General features: G+C 60.0%; 14 protein-coding genes and 1 pseudogene. All 15 read left to right on the top strand.

Features of this window, described 5'->3' with window-relative positions:
• The first annotated feature begins 80 nt into the window (after window positions 1-80).
• The 15 genes and pseudogenes from B9A31_RS09315 (at window position 81) to B9A31_RS09250 (ending at window position 15,127) form a co-directional block, all read left to right on the top strand.
• Window positions 81-1,511 carry an MBL fold metallo-hydrolase RNA specificity domain-containing protein gene (locus tag B9A31_RS09315; protein ID WP_084296904.1) on the top strand — a complete coding sequence of 477 codons (1,431 nt, stop codon included), beginning with the start codon at window positions 81-83 and terminating at the stop codon, window positions 1,509-1,511.
• Window positions 1,512-1,733: 222 nt separating this feature from the next.
• Window positions 1,734-2,795 carry a Wzz/FepE/Etk N-terminal domain-containing protein gene (locus tag B9A31_RS09310; RefSeq protein WP_019096973.1) on the top strand — a complete coding sequence of 354 codons (1,062 nt, stop codon included), beginning with the start codon at window positions 1,734-1,736 and terminating at the stop codon, window positions 2,793-2,795.
• Window positions 2,796-2,909: 114 nt separating this feature from the next.
• Window positions 2,910-3,449: pseudogene (gene rfbC / locus B9A31_RS27450) on the top strand (dTDP-4-dehydrorhamnose 3,5-epimerase); the annotation flags it as partial.
• A 57-nt stretch (window positions 3,450-3,506) separates the two neighbouring features.
• Window positions 3,507-3,881, top strand: a complete 375-nt coding sequence (locus B9A31_RS27445) for a sugar 3,4-ketoisomerase (RefSeq protein ID WP_225850706.1) — start codon at window positions 3,507-3,509, stop codon at window positions 3,879-3,881.
• Window positions 3,874-4,344 carry an acyltransferase gene (locus tag B9A31_RS09300; RefSeq protein WP_019096971.1) on the top strand — a complete coding sequence of 157 codons (471 nt, stop codon included), beginning with the start codon at window positions 3,874-3,876 and terminating at the stop codon, window positions 4,342-4,344. The genes B9A31_RS27445 and B9A31_RS09300 overlap by 8 nt, the downstream gene beginning before the upstream one ends.
• Window positions 4,337-5,443 carry a DegT/DnrJ/EryC1/StrS family aminotransferase gene (locus B9A31_RS09295; protein ID WP_019096970.1) on the top strand — a complete coding sequence of 369 codons (1,107 nt, stop codon included), beginning with the start codon at window positions 4,337-4,339 and terminating at the stop codon, window positions 5,441-5,443. The genes B9A31_RS09300 and B9A31_RS09295 overlap by 8 nt, the downstream gene beginning before the upstream one ends.
• A 9-nt stretch (window positions 5,444-5,452) precedes the next feature.
• The gene (locus B9A31_RS09290; protein ID WP_019096969.1) at window positions 5,453-6,724 is read left to right on the top strand and encodes an O-antigen translocase; all 1,272 of its coding nucleotides are present in this window, start codon (window positions 5,453-5,455) and stop codon (window positions 6,722-6,724) included.
• Between the two features lie 3 nt (window positions 6,725-6,727).
• Complete coding sequence (locus B9A31_RS09285) at window positions 6,728-8,161, top strand: hypothetical protein (protein WP_025754735.1); 1,434 nt, start codon at window positions 6,728-6,730, stop codon at window positions 8,159-8,161.
• Window positions 8,162-8,163: 2 nt separating this feature from the next.
• Window positions 8,164-9,429: a hypothetical protein gene (locus B9A31_RS09280; protein WP_178092340.1), complete on the top strand. Its 1,266-nt coding sequence runs from the start codon at window positions 8,164-8,166 to the stop codon at window positions 9,427-9,429.
• Window positions 9,389-10,237 carry a glycosyltransferase family protein gene (locus tag B9A31_RS09275; protein WP_025754736.1) on the top strand — a complete coding sequence of 283 codons (849 nt, stop codon included), beginning with the start codon at window positions 9,389-9,391 and terminating at the stop codon, window positions 10,235-10,237. Before B9A31_RS09280 ends, B9A31_RS09275 begins: the two co-directional genes overlap by 41 nt.
• Window positions 10,234-10,941, top strand: a complete 708-nt coding sequence (locus B9A31_RS09270; RefSeq protein ID WP_019096965.1) for an acyltransferase — start codon at window positions 10,234-10,236, stop codon at window positions 10,939-10,941. Before B9A31_RS09275 ends, B9A31_RS09270 begins: the two co-directional genes overlap by 4 nt.
• Window positions 10,938-12,029 carry a glycosyltransferase family 4 protein gene (locus B9A31_RS09265; protein WP_019096964.1) on the top strand — a complete coding sequence of 364 codons (1,092 nt, stop codon included), beginning with the start codon at window positions 10,938-10,940 and terminating at the stop codon, window positions 12,027-12,029. Before B9A31_RS09270 ends, B9A31_RS09265 begins: the two co-directional genes overlap by 4 nt.
• Window positions 12,019-13,128: a DUF1972 domain-containing protein gene (locus tag B9A31_RS09260; protein WP_084296902.1), complete on the top strand. Its 1,110-nt coding sequence runs from the start codon at window positions 12,019-12,021 to the stop codon at window positions 13,126-13,128. Before B9A31_RS09265 ends, B9A31_RS09260 begins: the two co-directional genes overlap by 11 nt.
• The gene (locus B9A31_RS09255) at window positions 13,128-14,117 is read left to right on the top strand and encodes a UDP-glucose 4-epimerase family protein (RefSeq protein ID WP_084296901.1); all 990 of its coding nucleotides are present in this window, start codon (window positions 13,128-13,130) and stop codon (window positions 14,115-14,117) included. Before B9A31_RS09260 ends, B9A31_RS09255 begins: the two co-directional genes overlap by 1 nt.
• Window positions 14,114-15,127 carry an MraY family glycosyltransferase gene (locus B9A31_RS09250; RefSeq protein WP_084296900.1) on the top strand — a complete coding sequence of 338 codons (1,014 nt, stop codon included), beginning with the start codon at window positions 14,114-14,116 and terminating at the stop codon, window positions 15,125-15,127. The genes B9A31_RS09255 and B9A31_RS09250 overlap by 4 nt, the downstream gene beginning before the upstream one ends.
• The last annotated feature ends 7 nt before the right edge of the window (window positions 15,128-15,134 follow it).

Genomic DNA, 15,134 nt, shown 5'->3' with positions numbered 1-15,134 from the left:
GGAAAGCGTCACCTATGCATGCTCTGGTCGTCGTGGAGTAATAGCGCACTTCATTTTCGGCCCAGGTGAGTGTGCGCAGCATGGACTATCCCAGCCTTTCCCATCACGGTGGTGCCCGCAGCGTTACCGGGTCTTGTCACCAACTGCATCTCGCCCCATTCACCAGCCTGCTGGTCGACTGCGGCCTGGAGCAGGGCGCCGAGGCAGCGCAAGGCGCAGGCGCTGCGTCGCTCGGCTTTGACGTGCATGGCATCGAGGCCCTGATCATCACGCATGTGCATCTGGATCACGTTGGCCGTATTCCTGCGCTGCTGGCCGCCGGTTACCGCGGCCCCATTCTGTGCAGTGAGCCTTCCGCACAGCTGCTACCACTGGTGCTGGAAGACGCCTACAAGCTGAGCGTCAGCAGTGACCCTGCCCAGGTGGCGCGGTACCTCGAATTCGTCTGCGACCTTATCGTGCCCCTGCCGTTCGAGCAGTGGCACACGCTGGTCGAGCGCCCAGGCCTTGGCTGTCGCATTCGCTTGCAGCGCGCGGGTCATCTGCTGGGCTCGGCGTATATCGAGTGCGACATGCAGCATGGGCAGTCCAATAGCCGCTACGTGTTTTCTGGTGACCTGGGGGCGTGTGGCAATCCCTTGTTGCGCCCGCTACAGCCGCCAGAGCGCGCCGACGTGCTGGTGCTGGAAAGTACCTATGGTGACCGCTTGCATCCGCATGTCGGCGACCGCAGGCAGCGGCTGGAAGATGCCATCGATCGGGCCTTGGCTGACAAGGGCACCCTCCTCATTCCGGCGTTCAGTCTGGGTCGCACCCAAGAACTGCTGTACGAGCTGGAAGGCATACTTCATCGCAAGGCATTGCTGGGTAGCGCCGGCCCGGGCCCCGATGGCGACCCGATTGACTGGTCGCAACTGCCCATTATCCTCGACTCGCCTTTGGCTCAGCGCATTACCAGCGTATATCGGAACTTGCATGACTACTGGAATGCCGAAGCCAGGGCGCGCCTGGCCGAGGGGCGCGACCCGCTGGGTTTCAGCCAGCTGATCAATGTAGACACCCATGCGCGCCACCAGCAGGTGGTCAACTACCTCAAGAGCACCGGGCGCCCGGCGATCGTGATCGCCGGCAATGGCATGTGCTCGGGTGGGCGCATCGTCAATTATCTCAAGGCCATGTTGGGGGATTCGCGGCATGAGGTGATGTTTGTGGGCTATCAAGCCAAGGGCACGCCGGGGGCGGTGATTCAGGCTGGCGAGGGGGCGGAAGGGTTCGTGCAGATTGATCTGGACGGAAGAATGTACGAGGTGCGGGCGAAAGTCATGACGCTATCGGGGTATTCCGCACATGCTGATCAGGCAGGTTTGGTGCAGTTTGCGCTGGGTGGTCAGGCGCAGCCAGGCAAGGTGCTGTTGGTGCATGGTGAGAGGGGGGCAAAGGCCGCTTTGCACAAGGCCTTGATGCAACATGCAGAGCGGGCGGGTGAACCTCTGGAGGTCTTCGTCCCCTGAACCCTTGGTCTGACAACGGTGAGCTGGCCGACGCAAGGCGGGAACTAATCCCGGCAGCGTTCATCTACTGCGACTAACCCTGGCGCTGGGTGTGTAAGATGTTGGCATAATGCCGCTACCCTCATGAGGGCGTGCGCCTTGCCGAGTTCGATGCAGTCGCTCGTGATGTTTTGGTATGCCAGAAACCGTGTACGCAGTCAGACCCAAGGAAAAACACAAGAAATGCGCAATGACCTTGAGCGCCGCAGTAGCGATAGTGAAGAAGTTGACCTGTTGGAGTTTCTGGAAGGGGTGTGGCGGCAAAAGCTACTCATCTTTCTGGTCACGGTAGCCGTCACGGCAGTTGCACTGGCTTATGCACTGTTGGCCAAGCCTGTTTATGAGGCCAAAATATTTTTGGCGGCACCGGCGACAAGTGATATAGCAGATCTCAACTATGGCCGCACCCAGCAGACTGGGTTGGAGCCATTCACGTCGCGTAAGGTTTTTGACATCTTCGTTGAACATCTGAACGGTGAAACACTGCGACGTCAGTTCTTTAAAGAATTTTACATGCCCTCGGTAGTGGCGGGGCAAGGGGCGCAAGGGGCATTGTATGCTGCGTTCAATGGCTCCTTTGATGTCGTGCAACTGGCGGGTGAGCCGCCGCGCGCCTATGTTGCCTTCCGTGGGCGTGACCCTGCCGTGGTGTCCCGGTGGGCAACCGCTTATGTCGAGAAGGCCGGCGCAGCCGCCAAGGCCGAAGTCCTGCACGATGCCACCAGGGAGGCTCAGGTCCGTGCCAATGCACTGCAACTGGAACTCGACAACCTGCGTGAAAGCGGCCAGCAGCAACGTGAGGACAAGATCATCCGTTTACAAGAGGCGCTGCAGATTGCAACGGCCATTGGCCTGCAAAACCCGCCGCTGATAAGCGGTGAAGTTTCCAGGGCGCTGTCTGGCAAAATGGACGGCGAGCTGACTTACATGCGCGGCAGCAAGGCGCTGGCCGCCGAGATTGCCAGTTTGCAGCAGCGTAAAAGTGAAGATGCATTCATTCCTGAACTCAGGGAAGTACAAACCAAACAGCAGTTTTATCAAGGGATGGTAGGGGCGCAGCGCCATGTGAGTGTTTATCAGCTTGACGGCACCATAGAGCAGCCTGATGTACCGATTAAACCAAAACGGAACTTGATCATTGCCCTGGGTGTAATTGCTGGGTTGGCCCTCGGTTGCCTGATCGCAACCCTGAAATACGCCATGCAAAATTTGCAAAGGCGCCGGGCCTGCCCCAAAAATGAATAGCAACGCGCAGGTCGCATTTAGCGAGAGACATTTGCCGTGTAAACGGTGAAACTGCAGGAATAAAGGGGGCGGCGCGACGGGCCCTCACAAAAAAATCATGCCAAAGGTTTACCGATGAAGCTTGTTCAAACGAACATTCCCGATGTTGTCATAGTGGAACCCGCCGTGTACGAGGATGATCGCGGGTGGTTCACGGAAACCTTCAATGAAACCCGCTTTCATGGCGCACTGCTGGAGCTTGGCTTGAGCAAGCCCCGTGCGTTCGTCCAGGACAACCACTCGATGTCCCATCGTGGCGTGTTGCGCGGGCTGCATTTTCAGCGCGCACCGCATGCGCAGGGCAAGCTGGTCAGGGTAGTGCGCGGTGCGGCCTATGACGTCGCCGTCGACATCCGCCCAGGCTCGGCAACATTCGGGCAGTGGGTGGGGGTGGAGTTGACCGAGCGCAACAACCGTATGCTGTGGATTCCCGAGGGTTTCGCGCACGGTTTTATCGCTCTGGAGGACGAAACGCACTTTCTGTACAAAACCACGGATGTGTACAACAAGGACGCCGAAGGCAGTATTCACTGGGATGACCCTGACCTGGCCATTGACTGGCCAATGCGCGATGGCCTCATCGTCAGTGAAAAGGACAACCAGGCCCCGTCATTCCGGCACCACCTGAACTCCGCCGAAGAAGGGGCCCTGGCCCAGATCGAACTGTTCAAGGTGCTGGGTGATCACCGTGGCCAGTTGGTTGCCCTGCAAGCCCTGGACAATGTGCCATTCGCCATACAGCGCGTGTATTACCTTACCGAAACGCTGCCAGGGGTTTCCCGTGGCTTTCACGCGCACAAGGCTCTCAACCAGCTGGCCATCTGCGTGTCCGGGCGTTGCCGGATGCTCATGGATGACGGTACCACCCGCACAGACCACTGGCTGGACGCTTTCAACAAGGGCATCCTGATTCCGCCCATGGTCTGGCACGAAATGCATGATTTCAGCCCCGACTGCGTGCTGTTGGTGTTGGCCGACGCACATTACGACGAGGGCGACTACATTCGTGACTACACCACGTTCACGGAGCTGAAGCGCAATGCCTAGCATTCATCAACTGGCCGATGTGAAAAGCGACGCTATCGGCGAAGGCACCCGGGTCTGGCAATTCGTGGTGATCATGAACGGTGCGAAAATCGGGCGTAATTGCAACATCTGCGCCCATACCCTGATTGAAGGTGATGTGGTGCTTGGGGATAACGTGACGGTCAAGTCCGGCGTTTATCTGTGGGACGGTACCCGCATTGCCGATGACGTGTTCATCGGCCCCAATGCCACGTTTACCAACGACGCGATGCCGCGCTCCAAGGTTTATCCGGAGCAGTTCAATGGCATTACCCTGGAGCGTGGCGCCAGCATTGGCGCCAATGCAACGTTGTTGCCAGGCATCGTCATTGGCGAGTACGCCATGGTGGGGGCAGGAGCAGTGGTGACCAAAGACGTCCCGCCTTATGCCGTTGTCGTAGGGAATCCAGCAAAAATTATCAGGGTGATAGACCGCAATGGTTAAGTTTCTCGATCTGCAAGGTGTGAACGCACAATACCGTCAGGCATTGATCGATGCCTGCACCGAGGTCATCGACTCGGGTTGGTACATCATGGGTGAGAAGCTCAAGCAGTTCGAAGCCCAGTTCGCCAGCTACTGTGGGGTAAAGCACTGCATTGGTGTAGCCAACGGCCTTGACGCGCTGATTCTGACCTTGCGTGCCTGGAAGCAGTTGGGGCGTATCGCCGAAGGCGACGAGGTGCTGGTACCCGCCAATACTTACATTGCCACCATTCTGGCTATCACCGAGAACAAGCTGGTGCCCGTGCTGGTTGAGCCTGATGAAGGCAGCTTCAACCTGGGGGCGCACAACCTTGCACAAGCACTGACCCCACGCACCCGCGTGATCATGCCGGTGCATCTGTATGGCCGGCTTGCCGACATGCCGGCGATCAACGCGTTCGCGAAGCAACATGGCCTGCTGGTGCTGGAAGATTCTGCTCAATCGCACGGTGCCGAGCTGGACGGGCGGCGGGCAGGTGCCTGGGGTGATGCCTCGGGCTTCAGCTTCTACCCGGGCAAGAACCTCGGGGCGCTCGGGGACGCCGGCGCAGTCACCACCAACGACGATGCGTTGGCAGAGACCTTGAAGTCGCTGCGCAACTACGGTTCGCATGTGAAATACATGAACATTTACCAGGGGGTGAACAGCCGTCTGGACGAGCTACAGGCGGCGCTGTTGAGCGTGAAGCTTGCGTACCTGGACAGCGAGACCCGCCTGCGCCAGCAGGTTGCACAGCAGTACCTGGCCGGCATCGACAACCCGGCCATCCAGTTGCCTGACCCGGGCGTTGCCGGCCAGCACGCCTGGCACCTGTTCGTGGTGCGCAGCGAGTGCCGTGACCAGTTGCAGCAGCACCTGGCACAACAGGGGGTACAAACCCTGGTGCATTACCCGATACCGCCGCACCGGCAACAGGCCTACCCGCAGTTGGCCGACCTTTCGCTACCGCTGACCGAACGTTTGCATGAGCAAGTACTGAGCCTGCCCATGGACCCGACCCTGACTGTGGACGCTATCCAGCACGTCATTGACGCTTGCAACAGCTTTCCGCGTCCTTGAGTGCCAGGTATGACCCTGATCAGAACTAGCCTGCTCAATGCCATAGCGGTTGCGGTAAAGATGGCCACCTTGCTTGGCCTGAACAAAGTGCTGGCCCTGTACGTAGGGCCAGCCGGTTACGCGGCCATTGGCCAACTGCAGAATGCGGTGACCATGTTCACCACCTTGGCCAGCGGTGCCGTCAGCACTGGCGTAACCAAGTACACGGCGGAGTTCGCCGAACAGCCCGAAGAGCAACGCAAGGTCTGGAGAACCGCCGGTACACTGTCGGTACTGGTTTCGCTGCTGCTCGCGGTGCTGATTATCGTGCTGCGCAAGCCCCTGGCCGGTTGGTTCTTCAACGATGAATCGTTGGCGACAGTGCTGCTGTGGTTTGCCGCCACGCTGGTGTTTTTTGCCTTCAACTCGTTGTTGCTTGGCGTGCTCAACGGCAAGAAGGATGTGCCGCGTTATGTGCTGGCCAATATCTTCGGTAGCCTGATTTCGCTGGTAGTCACCTGTGTACTGACCATTCAGCTTGGGTTGTACGGTGCGCTGGTGGCCTTGGCGGTGTACCAGTCGCTGAGTTTCGTGGCTACCTTGCTGATCTGCATGCGTACGCCCTGGTTCCAGTTTGCCGATTTCTTTGGACGGCTGGATCGCCAGGCGTTGGCGCGGTTATCGAGGTTTGCGTTGATGGCGGTGGTCACGGCCTGCTCCCTGCCGGTGTGCCATGTGTTCCTGCGCGACTACCTGGGTAACACCTTCGGCTGGGCACAAGCGGGCTATTGGGAAGCCATGTGGCGACTGAGCTCGGCATACCTGATGTTGATTACCACCACCCTGGCGGTTTATTACCTGCCACGGTTGTCCGAAATCAAGGATGCCGGCGAGCTGCGCAAGGAGATTTTGCAGGGTTATAAACTGATTCTGCCCATGACCATCCTGGCCGGGCTGGTTATCTACCTGCTGCGCGACTTCATCATCCAGGTGCTGTTTTCCGATTCGTTTCTGCCAATGCGCGAACTGTTCGCCTGGCAGATGGTGGGCGACAGCCTGAAGATTGCCAGTTGGCTGATGGCCTACCTGATGCTGGGCAAGGCTTTGACGCGGCTGTACCTGGTGACGGAAATCCTCGCTACGCTCTCGCTTTACGCCTTGACGGTGTACCTCACGCAACTCTGGGGTTATGACAAGGTCACACTTGCCTACGCCGTCAATTACCTGTTGTACGCGATCGTCATGTATTTCGCGGTCTTTCGCCGGTTGCCGTCGATTGTCGCTGATTCGGCACGGAGCTGAGCAATGAAACAAGTGGTGGAGCAGCTGCAGGCACGCATACTGAACGCAGCACCCGGGCCGGCATTGGCTCAGGCGCAAATTTATGGTGCGCTGCTCTGGGCCGTGGACTTGAACATCTATGAGGCAGCGTCACTGGAGCGCCACCTGACCGCCCAGTGCGCCAGCCTGGTCACGGTGCCGGCCACCAATGGCCTGTCGCGGGGCTGCCTGCATGTGGTCAGCGAGCCCTACCTGCAAGGCGGGCACACCCGGTTGATGGAGCGCCTGGCGCACATGCACGAGGGGCCCGTGGACCTGTTGGTTACACGCAGCGCCAAACCTCAGGTGCTCGAACGGCTGGCCGGCTTTTTTGCCCATATCGAACAGGCGCGTGGCGATGACCCGTGTGCCCGTCTGCAATCCATCGTCGACACCCTTGCCCAATACGACAAGGTGGTGCTGCACATCCACCCGGACGACATCATCACCACTGTGGCGTGTGGCCTGCTGAAACTGCAGCGTGGCGCTGCGGTGACGGTGTATTTCGTCAACCACGCAGACCACGTCTTCAGCTTCGGCGCTTCGGTGGCCGATGTGTATTTCGAGATCAGCGCATACGGCCACCATCTGGACAAGAAAAAGCACCTCACCTGCCAGAAGAGCTTCCTGGCGATCCCGATCGAGACCAGCGGCGCAAAAGTACCGGATGCAATGCCCACGCATGAGCGGATCAAGGTGTTCAGCGCAGCTTCTGCTGCCAAGTACAAGCCCCATGGCGGCCTGGACATGCGCCCGTCGATCACGGCTATTCTCGACAGGTTTCCGAACGCCGAATGCTGGATCATTGGTGCCAACCCGCTGACCAACACCTGGTGGTGGACAGTGAAACTGCGTTACCCCACGCGCTTTTTCATCCGCCGGCACCTGCCGTACAAGGACTACCTGGCTTTCGCCGAAAAAGCTGACTTCTACCTGGACAGCTACCCTATACCCGGCGGCACGGCGTTCGCCGAGCAATTGCTCAAGGGCCGGCGTTGTGTTGGGCTGGTTGCGCCGATCCAGGGCTATTCTCCCGCCGACAGCCTGAAGGTGGCCAGCGTCGATCAGTTGCTGGCCAGCATCGAGCAGCCGCAGCCCAGTGCATCGGTGGTCGAAGCCGTGCAGCAGGTGAACTCGGTAGAAGCGGTGAAGGCGCGGTACCTGGCCTGCATCGAACGGGGTGAATACAGCGAAAACCAGCTGGCGACCATGCTGCCGTGGTCGGGCAACCTCGATTTCATGAAACCGACAGGTAAGGTGACTAGCATGGTCCCTGCGGATGTCTTCGACGCCCTGTGCCGTACGGACACAAACCTGGCGTTGCGAGCGCTGCTTTCCTACGCCTGGGTGCCGCGCATCAAGATTTTGATCAAGGTCACGCTGTTGCGGCTGGCCAGGTTTGCCAGAGCGCGAGGGTGAGTGTGATCAAGATCTTTATCGGCGTGCTGTTCTGCCTGCTTTTCTTGAGCGATTACATCGTGCTGACATTGGGGCTGGGCAGCGTCTTTGCCGGCTGGCGCGAAATGATCAGCCTGTTGCTGGTCATGTGGCTGCTGCTGCGTGCCTTGGCCAGCATCACGGCGCGCGGTACGGTCAACCTCGAGGTGGGGCGGTCGTTGCTGATCGTCTTGTTCTTCGCCTTCCTGTACCTGCTGTTCGGCGACTTGAGCGCAGGTTCGGTACGTATGTTCCGGGCATTGGCAGTGCCAGTGTTCGTCGGTATGGCAGTGGCCATCTGGGCGCAGGCGGTGTCGACCGAGAAAAAGCTGCGCCATGTGTACTGGTCGGTGCTGGCCATGAGCGTGCTGACCGGCATGTATGCGTTGTACCAGTACCTGACGATCTCTACGGCCGAGCAGTTCTGGTACTGGCCGTTGCTTTCCGCCAAAGGCTACGAGTTGCAGCCCTACAACTCGATGCGTGATGGATTGCCGCGGATTTCCGGCTTTTTCACCGGCACCCTGGAGTTTTCCGCAGTCATTCTCAACACCGCCGCCATGACGCTCGCCGTGCTGCTCAGCGGGCGAAACTGGCCGCTTACCCGGCGCCTGTTGCTGGGCACTGCGTTTGTGCTGCTGTGTGGGTTGATTGTGATCGGTTCGGTGCGCACGGCCATGATCGGCCTGGTGTGCATTTGCGCGATGTTGGTGGTAGCCCGTGTGCTGCGTACGGCCTGGCTGATTTCGCTGGTGGGCTACCTGCAGTTCGTTGGCCTGACCGTTGCCATCTTCGCCTACCTGTCGATGGGCTACACCCAGGATTTGTCCGCGTTGGACCGTGAACGCCAGTGGCTTCACATGTACCAGGTGCTGAACGCGCACCCCATGGGCTACGGCTTCGGCTCGGTGGGCCCAGGCCAGCCTTACTGGTTCGATTCGTTCTGGCTCAACCTGTTGGCCACCTGCGGATGGGTCGGTGCGTTGATCATGGCGGGGTTGATTCTTTGGTATCACAAGCTGGTGGTGATCATCGTCCGGGACAGGCGACATGTGAGTGCGTGGAAAAACGGTTTGGGCAACTTCGTGATTGCCAGTTACCCGTTCTTCCTGAGCTCGTTCTTTTTCCAGTCCTATACGAACAGCGTGGTCCTTTACATTTTCGCGATCGTGGTGATGGTGATCATTGGTGAAAACAGAAGAACAAAAGTTGAGCTTGGCAGTACTGATCGTTCTGTATCGGAAAACTAGTCAGGACTCGATTGCCCTGCAGTCGCTGCTCGCACAACAGGCATTGCTGCATGATGAGGGTATCGACTTGCAACTGTACGTCTGGAACAACTCGCCCGGCGTGGCGCAGCCGTGCCCGGGCGTACGCTGGTTCGAGGCGGACAACCAGCGGCTTTCGGTGATCTACAACCAGGTGGCCAAGGAGGCATTCGCCTCCGGGGTCGAGCTGTTCATGATCTCGGATGACGACACCAACTACTCGACCATACGCCTGTCCAGTTGCCTGGCGCAGATTGGCCAGGTGCGCAGCGCACCGGAGGGCGAGCAGGTGGGGGTGTTCATGCCCCGGCTGGTCAGCCATGGGCAATTGGTCAGCCCCGGCCAGCGCTGGTTGTTCATGGGCCGCCTTACGCCCGATGTGGCCCCCGGCCTTGTGGCGTCGAAAAACCTGCTGGGCATCAACAGCGGGCTGATCTTCACCCGCGAGTGCTTTCAGCGCATGAGACCGTTCTATGACGAACGGCTGCGCTTCTACGCCACCGATACCGACTTTTTCATTCGCTACGAGGGGTATTTCCCCAAAGCCTGCGTGCTGGATGTGGAAATAGACCACGACCTGTCCGAGCACAGTGCCGATACCCCAGCGCGGGCCTTGTTCCGCTTCGAGGAAATGATCCACGGCCTGCGTATCAGCTTCCATTCCCACAGCTTGCTGCAGCGCGGCCTGCTTGACCTGTACCTGGTCTATGCCGCCATCCGCAAGGCCGTGGCCTACCGCAGCCCGGCCTTTGTCAAAGCCTTGTTTACCCAGGGGAGGGCTGTGAAATGATGCATGCCTTGCTCGAAAAACTGGTGTTGCTGATCAAGAAACGCCCCATGGTCATCGACCGGCGTATCTCTTCGGGCTATCTGCTGGGGCTGATGATGAGCAAGCTGATAATGGCCTGCCGCGGGGTGATTCGCCTGCGCCGGGGGCGGCTGGCATTCATTGGCTCGGGGGTGACGCTGAAAGAAGTGGGCAAGATCGAATATGGCCCGGGGCTGGTGATCGACCAGGGCTGCTTCGTCGATGCCTTGTCCAATGACGGCATCCGCTTTGGCACAGCCGTGTCGTTGAACAAGCACATCATCATCGAATGCACCGGCAGCCTGGCCAACATCGGCAAGGGCCTGGTGATAGGTGACAACGTCGGCCTGGGCGCCGGTTGCTTCCTGGGTTGTGCCGGTGGCATCGAGATTGGCAGCGACACCATCATCGGCAACTTTGTCAGCTTCCATTCGGAAAACCACAATTTCGAAGACCCGCTGCAACCCATTCGGCTGCAGGGCGTAACCCGCCAAGGCATCAAGGTTGGCCGCAACTGCTGGATCGGCGCCAAGGTGACCGTGCTCGATGGCGCGGTGATCGAGGAGGGTTGCGTGTTTGCCGCAGGGGCGGTGGTAGCTGCGGGCGTGTACCGCAAGAACTCGATTTACGGTGGCGTGCCGGCCAAGTTCATCAAGGCGCGCGTCGCTGAAGAAGGGGTGGCATGAAAACGTTGCACTTTGTTCATCTGCTGAATGACTACAGCGGGAGCCCCCGGGTACTGAACCAGACCATCAATGCGCTGCAGCAAAGCGGTGCTGACTGCACCCTGCATGTGGGCAGCAGCGGCCACGGTGTGCTTGACGAACTGCAGGTGCGCACTTGCAAGTTCGCTTACAAACGCTTCGACAACCGCTGGGTGACCCTGCTGGCCTACGCGTGTTCGCAAGTGGCGCTGTTCTTCAGCCTGCTACACAAAGTGCGGCCGGGGCAGGTTGTGCTGGTCAATACCATGCTGCCGTTTGGCGCTGCCCTCGCTGCCCGCTTGCGTGGTGCCAAGGTGGTTTACCACGTGCATGAAACCTCCATACGGCCTGCGGTGCTCAAGGTGTTTTTGCGCCGGGTGATCGCCGGCTGCGCCAGCAAGGTGGTCTATGTGTCGAAGTACTTGCAGGTACAGGAAGGTGTAGCCGGGGTGCCGGCGGTGACTGTTTACAACGGCCTTGCCGAGGCGTTTCAGCAGCAGGCAATGGCCACGCCGTACCAGCACCTGCATGGTGGCCGTTTCAATGTACTGATGCTGGCGTCACTGAAGGGCTACAAGGGGGTGGACGAGTTTGTTGCGCTGGCCACGGCATTGGCTGGGGACCCGGCCCTGACGTTCACGCTGGTGCTCAATGCCAGCCCGGAGGAAGTGGACGTCTATTTCGCCAGCAAGGCGCTGCCGAAAAATCTCACGCTCAGCCCCGCCAGTGCCGACGTGGCGAAGTTTTACCGTGAGGCGAGCCTGGTGCTGAACCTGTCCCATGTGGACGGGTGGGTAGAAACCTTTGGCCTGACCATACTTGAGGCGATGGCTTTTGGCATTCCGACTATCGTGCCCCCGGTAGGCGGCCCGGTGGAGCTGGTCAGTGATGGGGTAGAGGGCTACCAGATCGACTCGAAAAACCATCAACAACTGGTGCGTACGGTTGCGCACCTGTCGCAGGACCCACAGCTGTGCCAGGCAATGTCCGAGCGCGCACGCATGAAAGCGAGTGAGTTTTCCACCGCCAACTTCCAGAAAAATATCGTGATGGTGTTTGATGACCTATAAGATTGCAGTAATTGGTACGGTAGGTTTGCCCGCCCAATACGGTGGTTGGGAAACGTTGACCGAACAATTGGTGCGCAACCTGCCAGGTGACTGCGAGCTCACCGTCTATTGCAGCGCACCGCATTACCCCGAGCGCCCGCAGTTTTTCGAGCGTGCCCGCCTGGTTTACCTGAACCTCAAGGCCAATGGCGTGCAAAGCATTCCGTACGACGTGCTGAGCATGCTGCACGCCTACCGCAAGCACGATCTGATGCTGATCCTGGGTGTTTCCGGCTGTATCGCCTTGCCATTCATGCGTCTGCTTACGCGTAAGCCGATCGTGGTGAACATCGACGGCTATGAGTGGAAACGCGCCAAATGGTCCAACTTCGCTCGCTGGTTCCTGAAGCTCTCTGAAGCCGTGGCCGTGCGCTTTGCCCATGCGGTCATCACCGACAACAAGGTGCTGCAGGAGTACGTGACCGCCGAATACAACAAGCCCAGCGAACTGATTGCCTATGGTGGTGATCAGGCCCGTGCGGGTGAGCCAACCGAGCAAGCGCGGCAGGCTTACCCGTTCCTGGGGGCGCCATACGCTTTCACGGTGTGTCGCATCGAACCGGAGAACAACATCCACGTCATTCTCGAGGCTTTTGCCGGGTCTGGCATGCCGTTGGCGATCATCGGCAACTGGAACCACAGCGAGTACGGCGTACAACTGCGCAAGCAATATGAAGGGGTGAGCAACATTCACCTGCTGGACCCGATCTACGATGTGGAGCAGTTAAGCCCGCTGCGCAGCAATGCCACGGTGTACCTGCATGGCCACAGCGCTGGCGGCACCAACCCGTCGCTGGTCGAAGCCATGTGGCTGGGCCTGCCGGTGGTGGCCTTCGATGTGTCGTTCAACCGCGCCACCACCGAGGACCAAGCGTTGTACTTTGCCGACAGCGCCTCGCTACGCAAGCATGTGCAGGCACTGCTGGGTGATGAGCCCGCGCGGGCGCAACTGTCGGCGCGCCTGCATGAAATTGCCAACCGCCGTTACCGCTGGTCGGTGGTCGCAGACCAGTACCGCAGCGTGTTCACCCGCCTGCTGGGCCAGGAGGGGAGAGCTTGATGGCCGGGCAAGACAACGCCCAACGCCCAGCCGTCCTGACCACCGGCGGTAGCGGTTTTGTCGGCAAGGTGTTGCTGCAGCGGCTCGCTGAAGGTGCGCGCTGGGCACCGCGCGCGCTGGTGCGGCAATTGCCTGCCCGGCAGCTGGCAGGTGTCGACTACCGGTCGTTTAGCGAACTGACGGCGGTGGACGCGGCATCCGGGCACTTCGAGCAGGTGGATACCGTCATCCACCTGGCGTCCCGCGTGCATGTCATGCACGAAACCGCCGCCGACCCCCTGGCCGAGTTCCGCCGGGTAAACGTGGAGGGCACCCTTAGCCTTGCCCGTGCTGCGGCCCAGGCCGGTGTTCGGCGCTTCATTTTTGTCAGCTCGGTGAAGGTGAATGGCGAAACCACCGACGGCCGCCTGCCTTTCACCGCTGACGAAACCCCTGCGCCATCGGACCCCTACGGCATTTCCAAACGTGAAGCCGAAGAAGGTCTGCGCCAACTGGCGGCCCAAACCGGCCTGGAAGTGGTGATCGTGCGCCCGGTGCTGGTGTACGGCCCAGGTGTGAAAGCCAACTTCCGCAGCATGATGAACTGGCTGAGTAAAGGTGTGCCGCTGCCGTTTGGCGCCATACACAACAAGCGTAGCCTGGTGGCACTGGACAACCTGGTGGACCTGCTGGTGACGTGCATCGACCACCCGGCGGCGGCCAACCAGACCTTCCTGGCCAGCGACGGCCACGACCTGTCCACCACCGAGTTGCTGCAACGGTTGGGCAAGGCACTGGGCAAACCCGCCAGGTTGCTGCCGGTGCCCGCCGCCTGGTTGAAGGGGGCGGCAACGCTAGCCGGCAAGGGTGGCCTGGCGCAGCGGCTGTGCGGGTCGCTGCAGGTGGACAGTGGCAAAGCCCGTACGCTGCTGGGCTGGCAGCCCCCGCTGGATGTGGACCAGGCACTGCGGGCCACGGCACTCAACTTTTTGAAAGAGCAAGACAAATGATGGCATGGTGGCTTATTCCCCTGGTAGCAGGGGCATCTCTGCTTCTGACCGCAGCGCTGCGGCGCTACGCACTGAACAAGCAGATCATCGATGTGCCCAATGCGCGTAGTTCGCACACTGTGCCTACCCCACGGGGTGGCGGCGTGGCCATTGTGCTGAGCTTTCTGGCCAGCTTGCTGGTGCTGGGCATGGCCGATGCCGTGCCGTTGGCGGCGCTGGTGGCCATTGGTGGTGCGGGGGCGCTGATTGCGGTCATCGGCTTCATGGACGACCACGGCCACATCGCCGCTCGCTGGCGCCTGCTCGGCCACTTCGCCGCAGCCGTGTGGATGCTGTACTGGCTGGGTGGCCTGGCGCCGCTGCAGGTGTTTGGCTTTACCCTCGACCTGCAGTGGTTCGGCTACATTCTGGCGGCGTTCTACACCGTATGGATGCTCAATCTCTATAATTTCATGGACGGCATCGATGGCATTGCCAGCATCGAAGCGGTCACCGCCTGCTTGGGCATGGTGCTGCTATCGGCCCTGGCCGGTGCGCCGCAGTTGATGGTGCTGCCACTGTTGCTGGCGGCGGCGACGCTGGGCTTTCTGTTCTGGAACTTCCCGCCCGCCAAGATCTTCATGGGCGACGCCGGCAGCGGCTTCCTTGGCATCGTGCTGGCGGGTTTGTCGCTGCAGGCTGCCTGGGCCTCACCTCAACTGTTCTGGTGCTGGCTGATTCTGCTGGGCGTGTTCGTGGTAGATGCCACATTTACCCTCATCCGCCGCTTGCTGCGCGGTGACAAGGTGTACGAAGCGCACCGCAGCCACGCCTACCAGTTTGCCTCTCGTCACTTTGGCAAGCACCTGCCAGTGACCTTGGCGGTGGCCGCGCTCAACCTGTTCTGGCTGCTGCCAGTGGCCTTGTGCGTGCTGTTGCTGGGCCTGGACGGTGTGTGGGGCGTTGTTATCGCCTACCTGCCATTGGCGTATTTGGCCGTGCGCTGGCGCGCCGGTGAGCTCGAACACTAGCTAAAGT

The organism is Pseudomonas sp. URIL14HWK12:I5, from assembly GCF_900176445.1.
Taxonomy (GTDB): domain Bacteria; phylum Pseudomonadota; class Gammaproteobacteria; order Pseudomonadales; family Pseudomonadaceae; genus Aquipseudomonas; species Aquipseudomonas monteilii.
Note: the sequence above shows the minus strand (reverse complement) of the source record. Positions and strands in the feature narration are given on the sequence as shown.

Excerpts from the sequence above, each read along its gene's own strand:
- B9A31_RS09315 (WP_084296904.1), top strand. The coding sequence starts at position 81 with ATGGACTATCCCAGCCTTTCCCATCACGGTGGTGCCCGCAGCGTTACC.
- B9A31_RS09310 (WP_019096973.1), top strand. The coding sequence starts at position 1,734 with ATGCGCAATGACCTTGAGCGCCGCAGTAGCGATAGTGAAGAAGTTGAC.
- B9A31_RS09300 (WP_019096971.1), top strand. The coding sequence starts at position 3,874 with ATGCCTAGCATTCATCAACTGGCCGATGTGAAAAGCGACGCTATCGGC.
- B9A31_RS09295 (WP_019096970.1), top strand. The coding sequence starts at position 4,337 with ATGGTTAAGTTTCTCGATCTGCAAGGTGTGAACGCACAATACCGTCAG.
- B9A31_RS09290 (WP_019096969.1), top strand. The coding sequence starts at position 5,453 with ATGACCCTGATCAGAACTAGCCTGCTCAATGCCATAGCGGTTGCGGTA.
- B9A31_RS09285 (WP_025754735.1), top strand. The coding sequence starts at position 6,728 with ATGAAACAAGTGGTGGAGCAGCTGCAGGCACGCATACTGAACGCAGCA.
- B9A31_RS09270 (WP_019096965.1), top strand. The coding sequence starts at position 10,234 with ATGATGCATGCCTTGCTCGAAAAACTGGTGTTGCTGATCAAGAAACGC.
- B9A31_RS09265 (WP_019096964.1), top strand. The coding sequence starts at position 10,938 with ATGAAAACGTTGCACTTTGTTCATCTGCTGAATGACTACAGCGGGAGC.
- B9A31_RS09260 (WP_084296902.1), top strand. The coding sequence starts at position 12,019 with ATGACCTATAAGATTGCAGTAATTGGTACGGTAGGTTTGCCCGCCCAA.
- B9A31_RS09255 (WP_084296901.1), top strand. The coding sequence starts at position 13,128 with ATGGCCGGGCAAGACAACGCCCAACGCCCAGCCGTCCTGACCACCGGC.
- B9A31_RS09250 (WP_084296900.1), top strand. The coding sequence starts at position 14,114 with ATGATGGCATGGTGGCTTATTCCCCTGGTAGCAGGGGCATCTCTGCTT.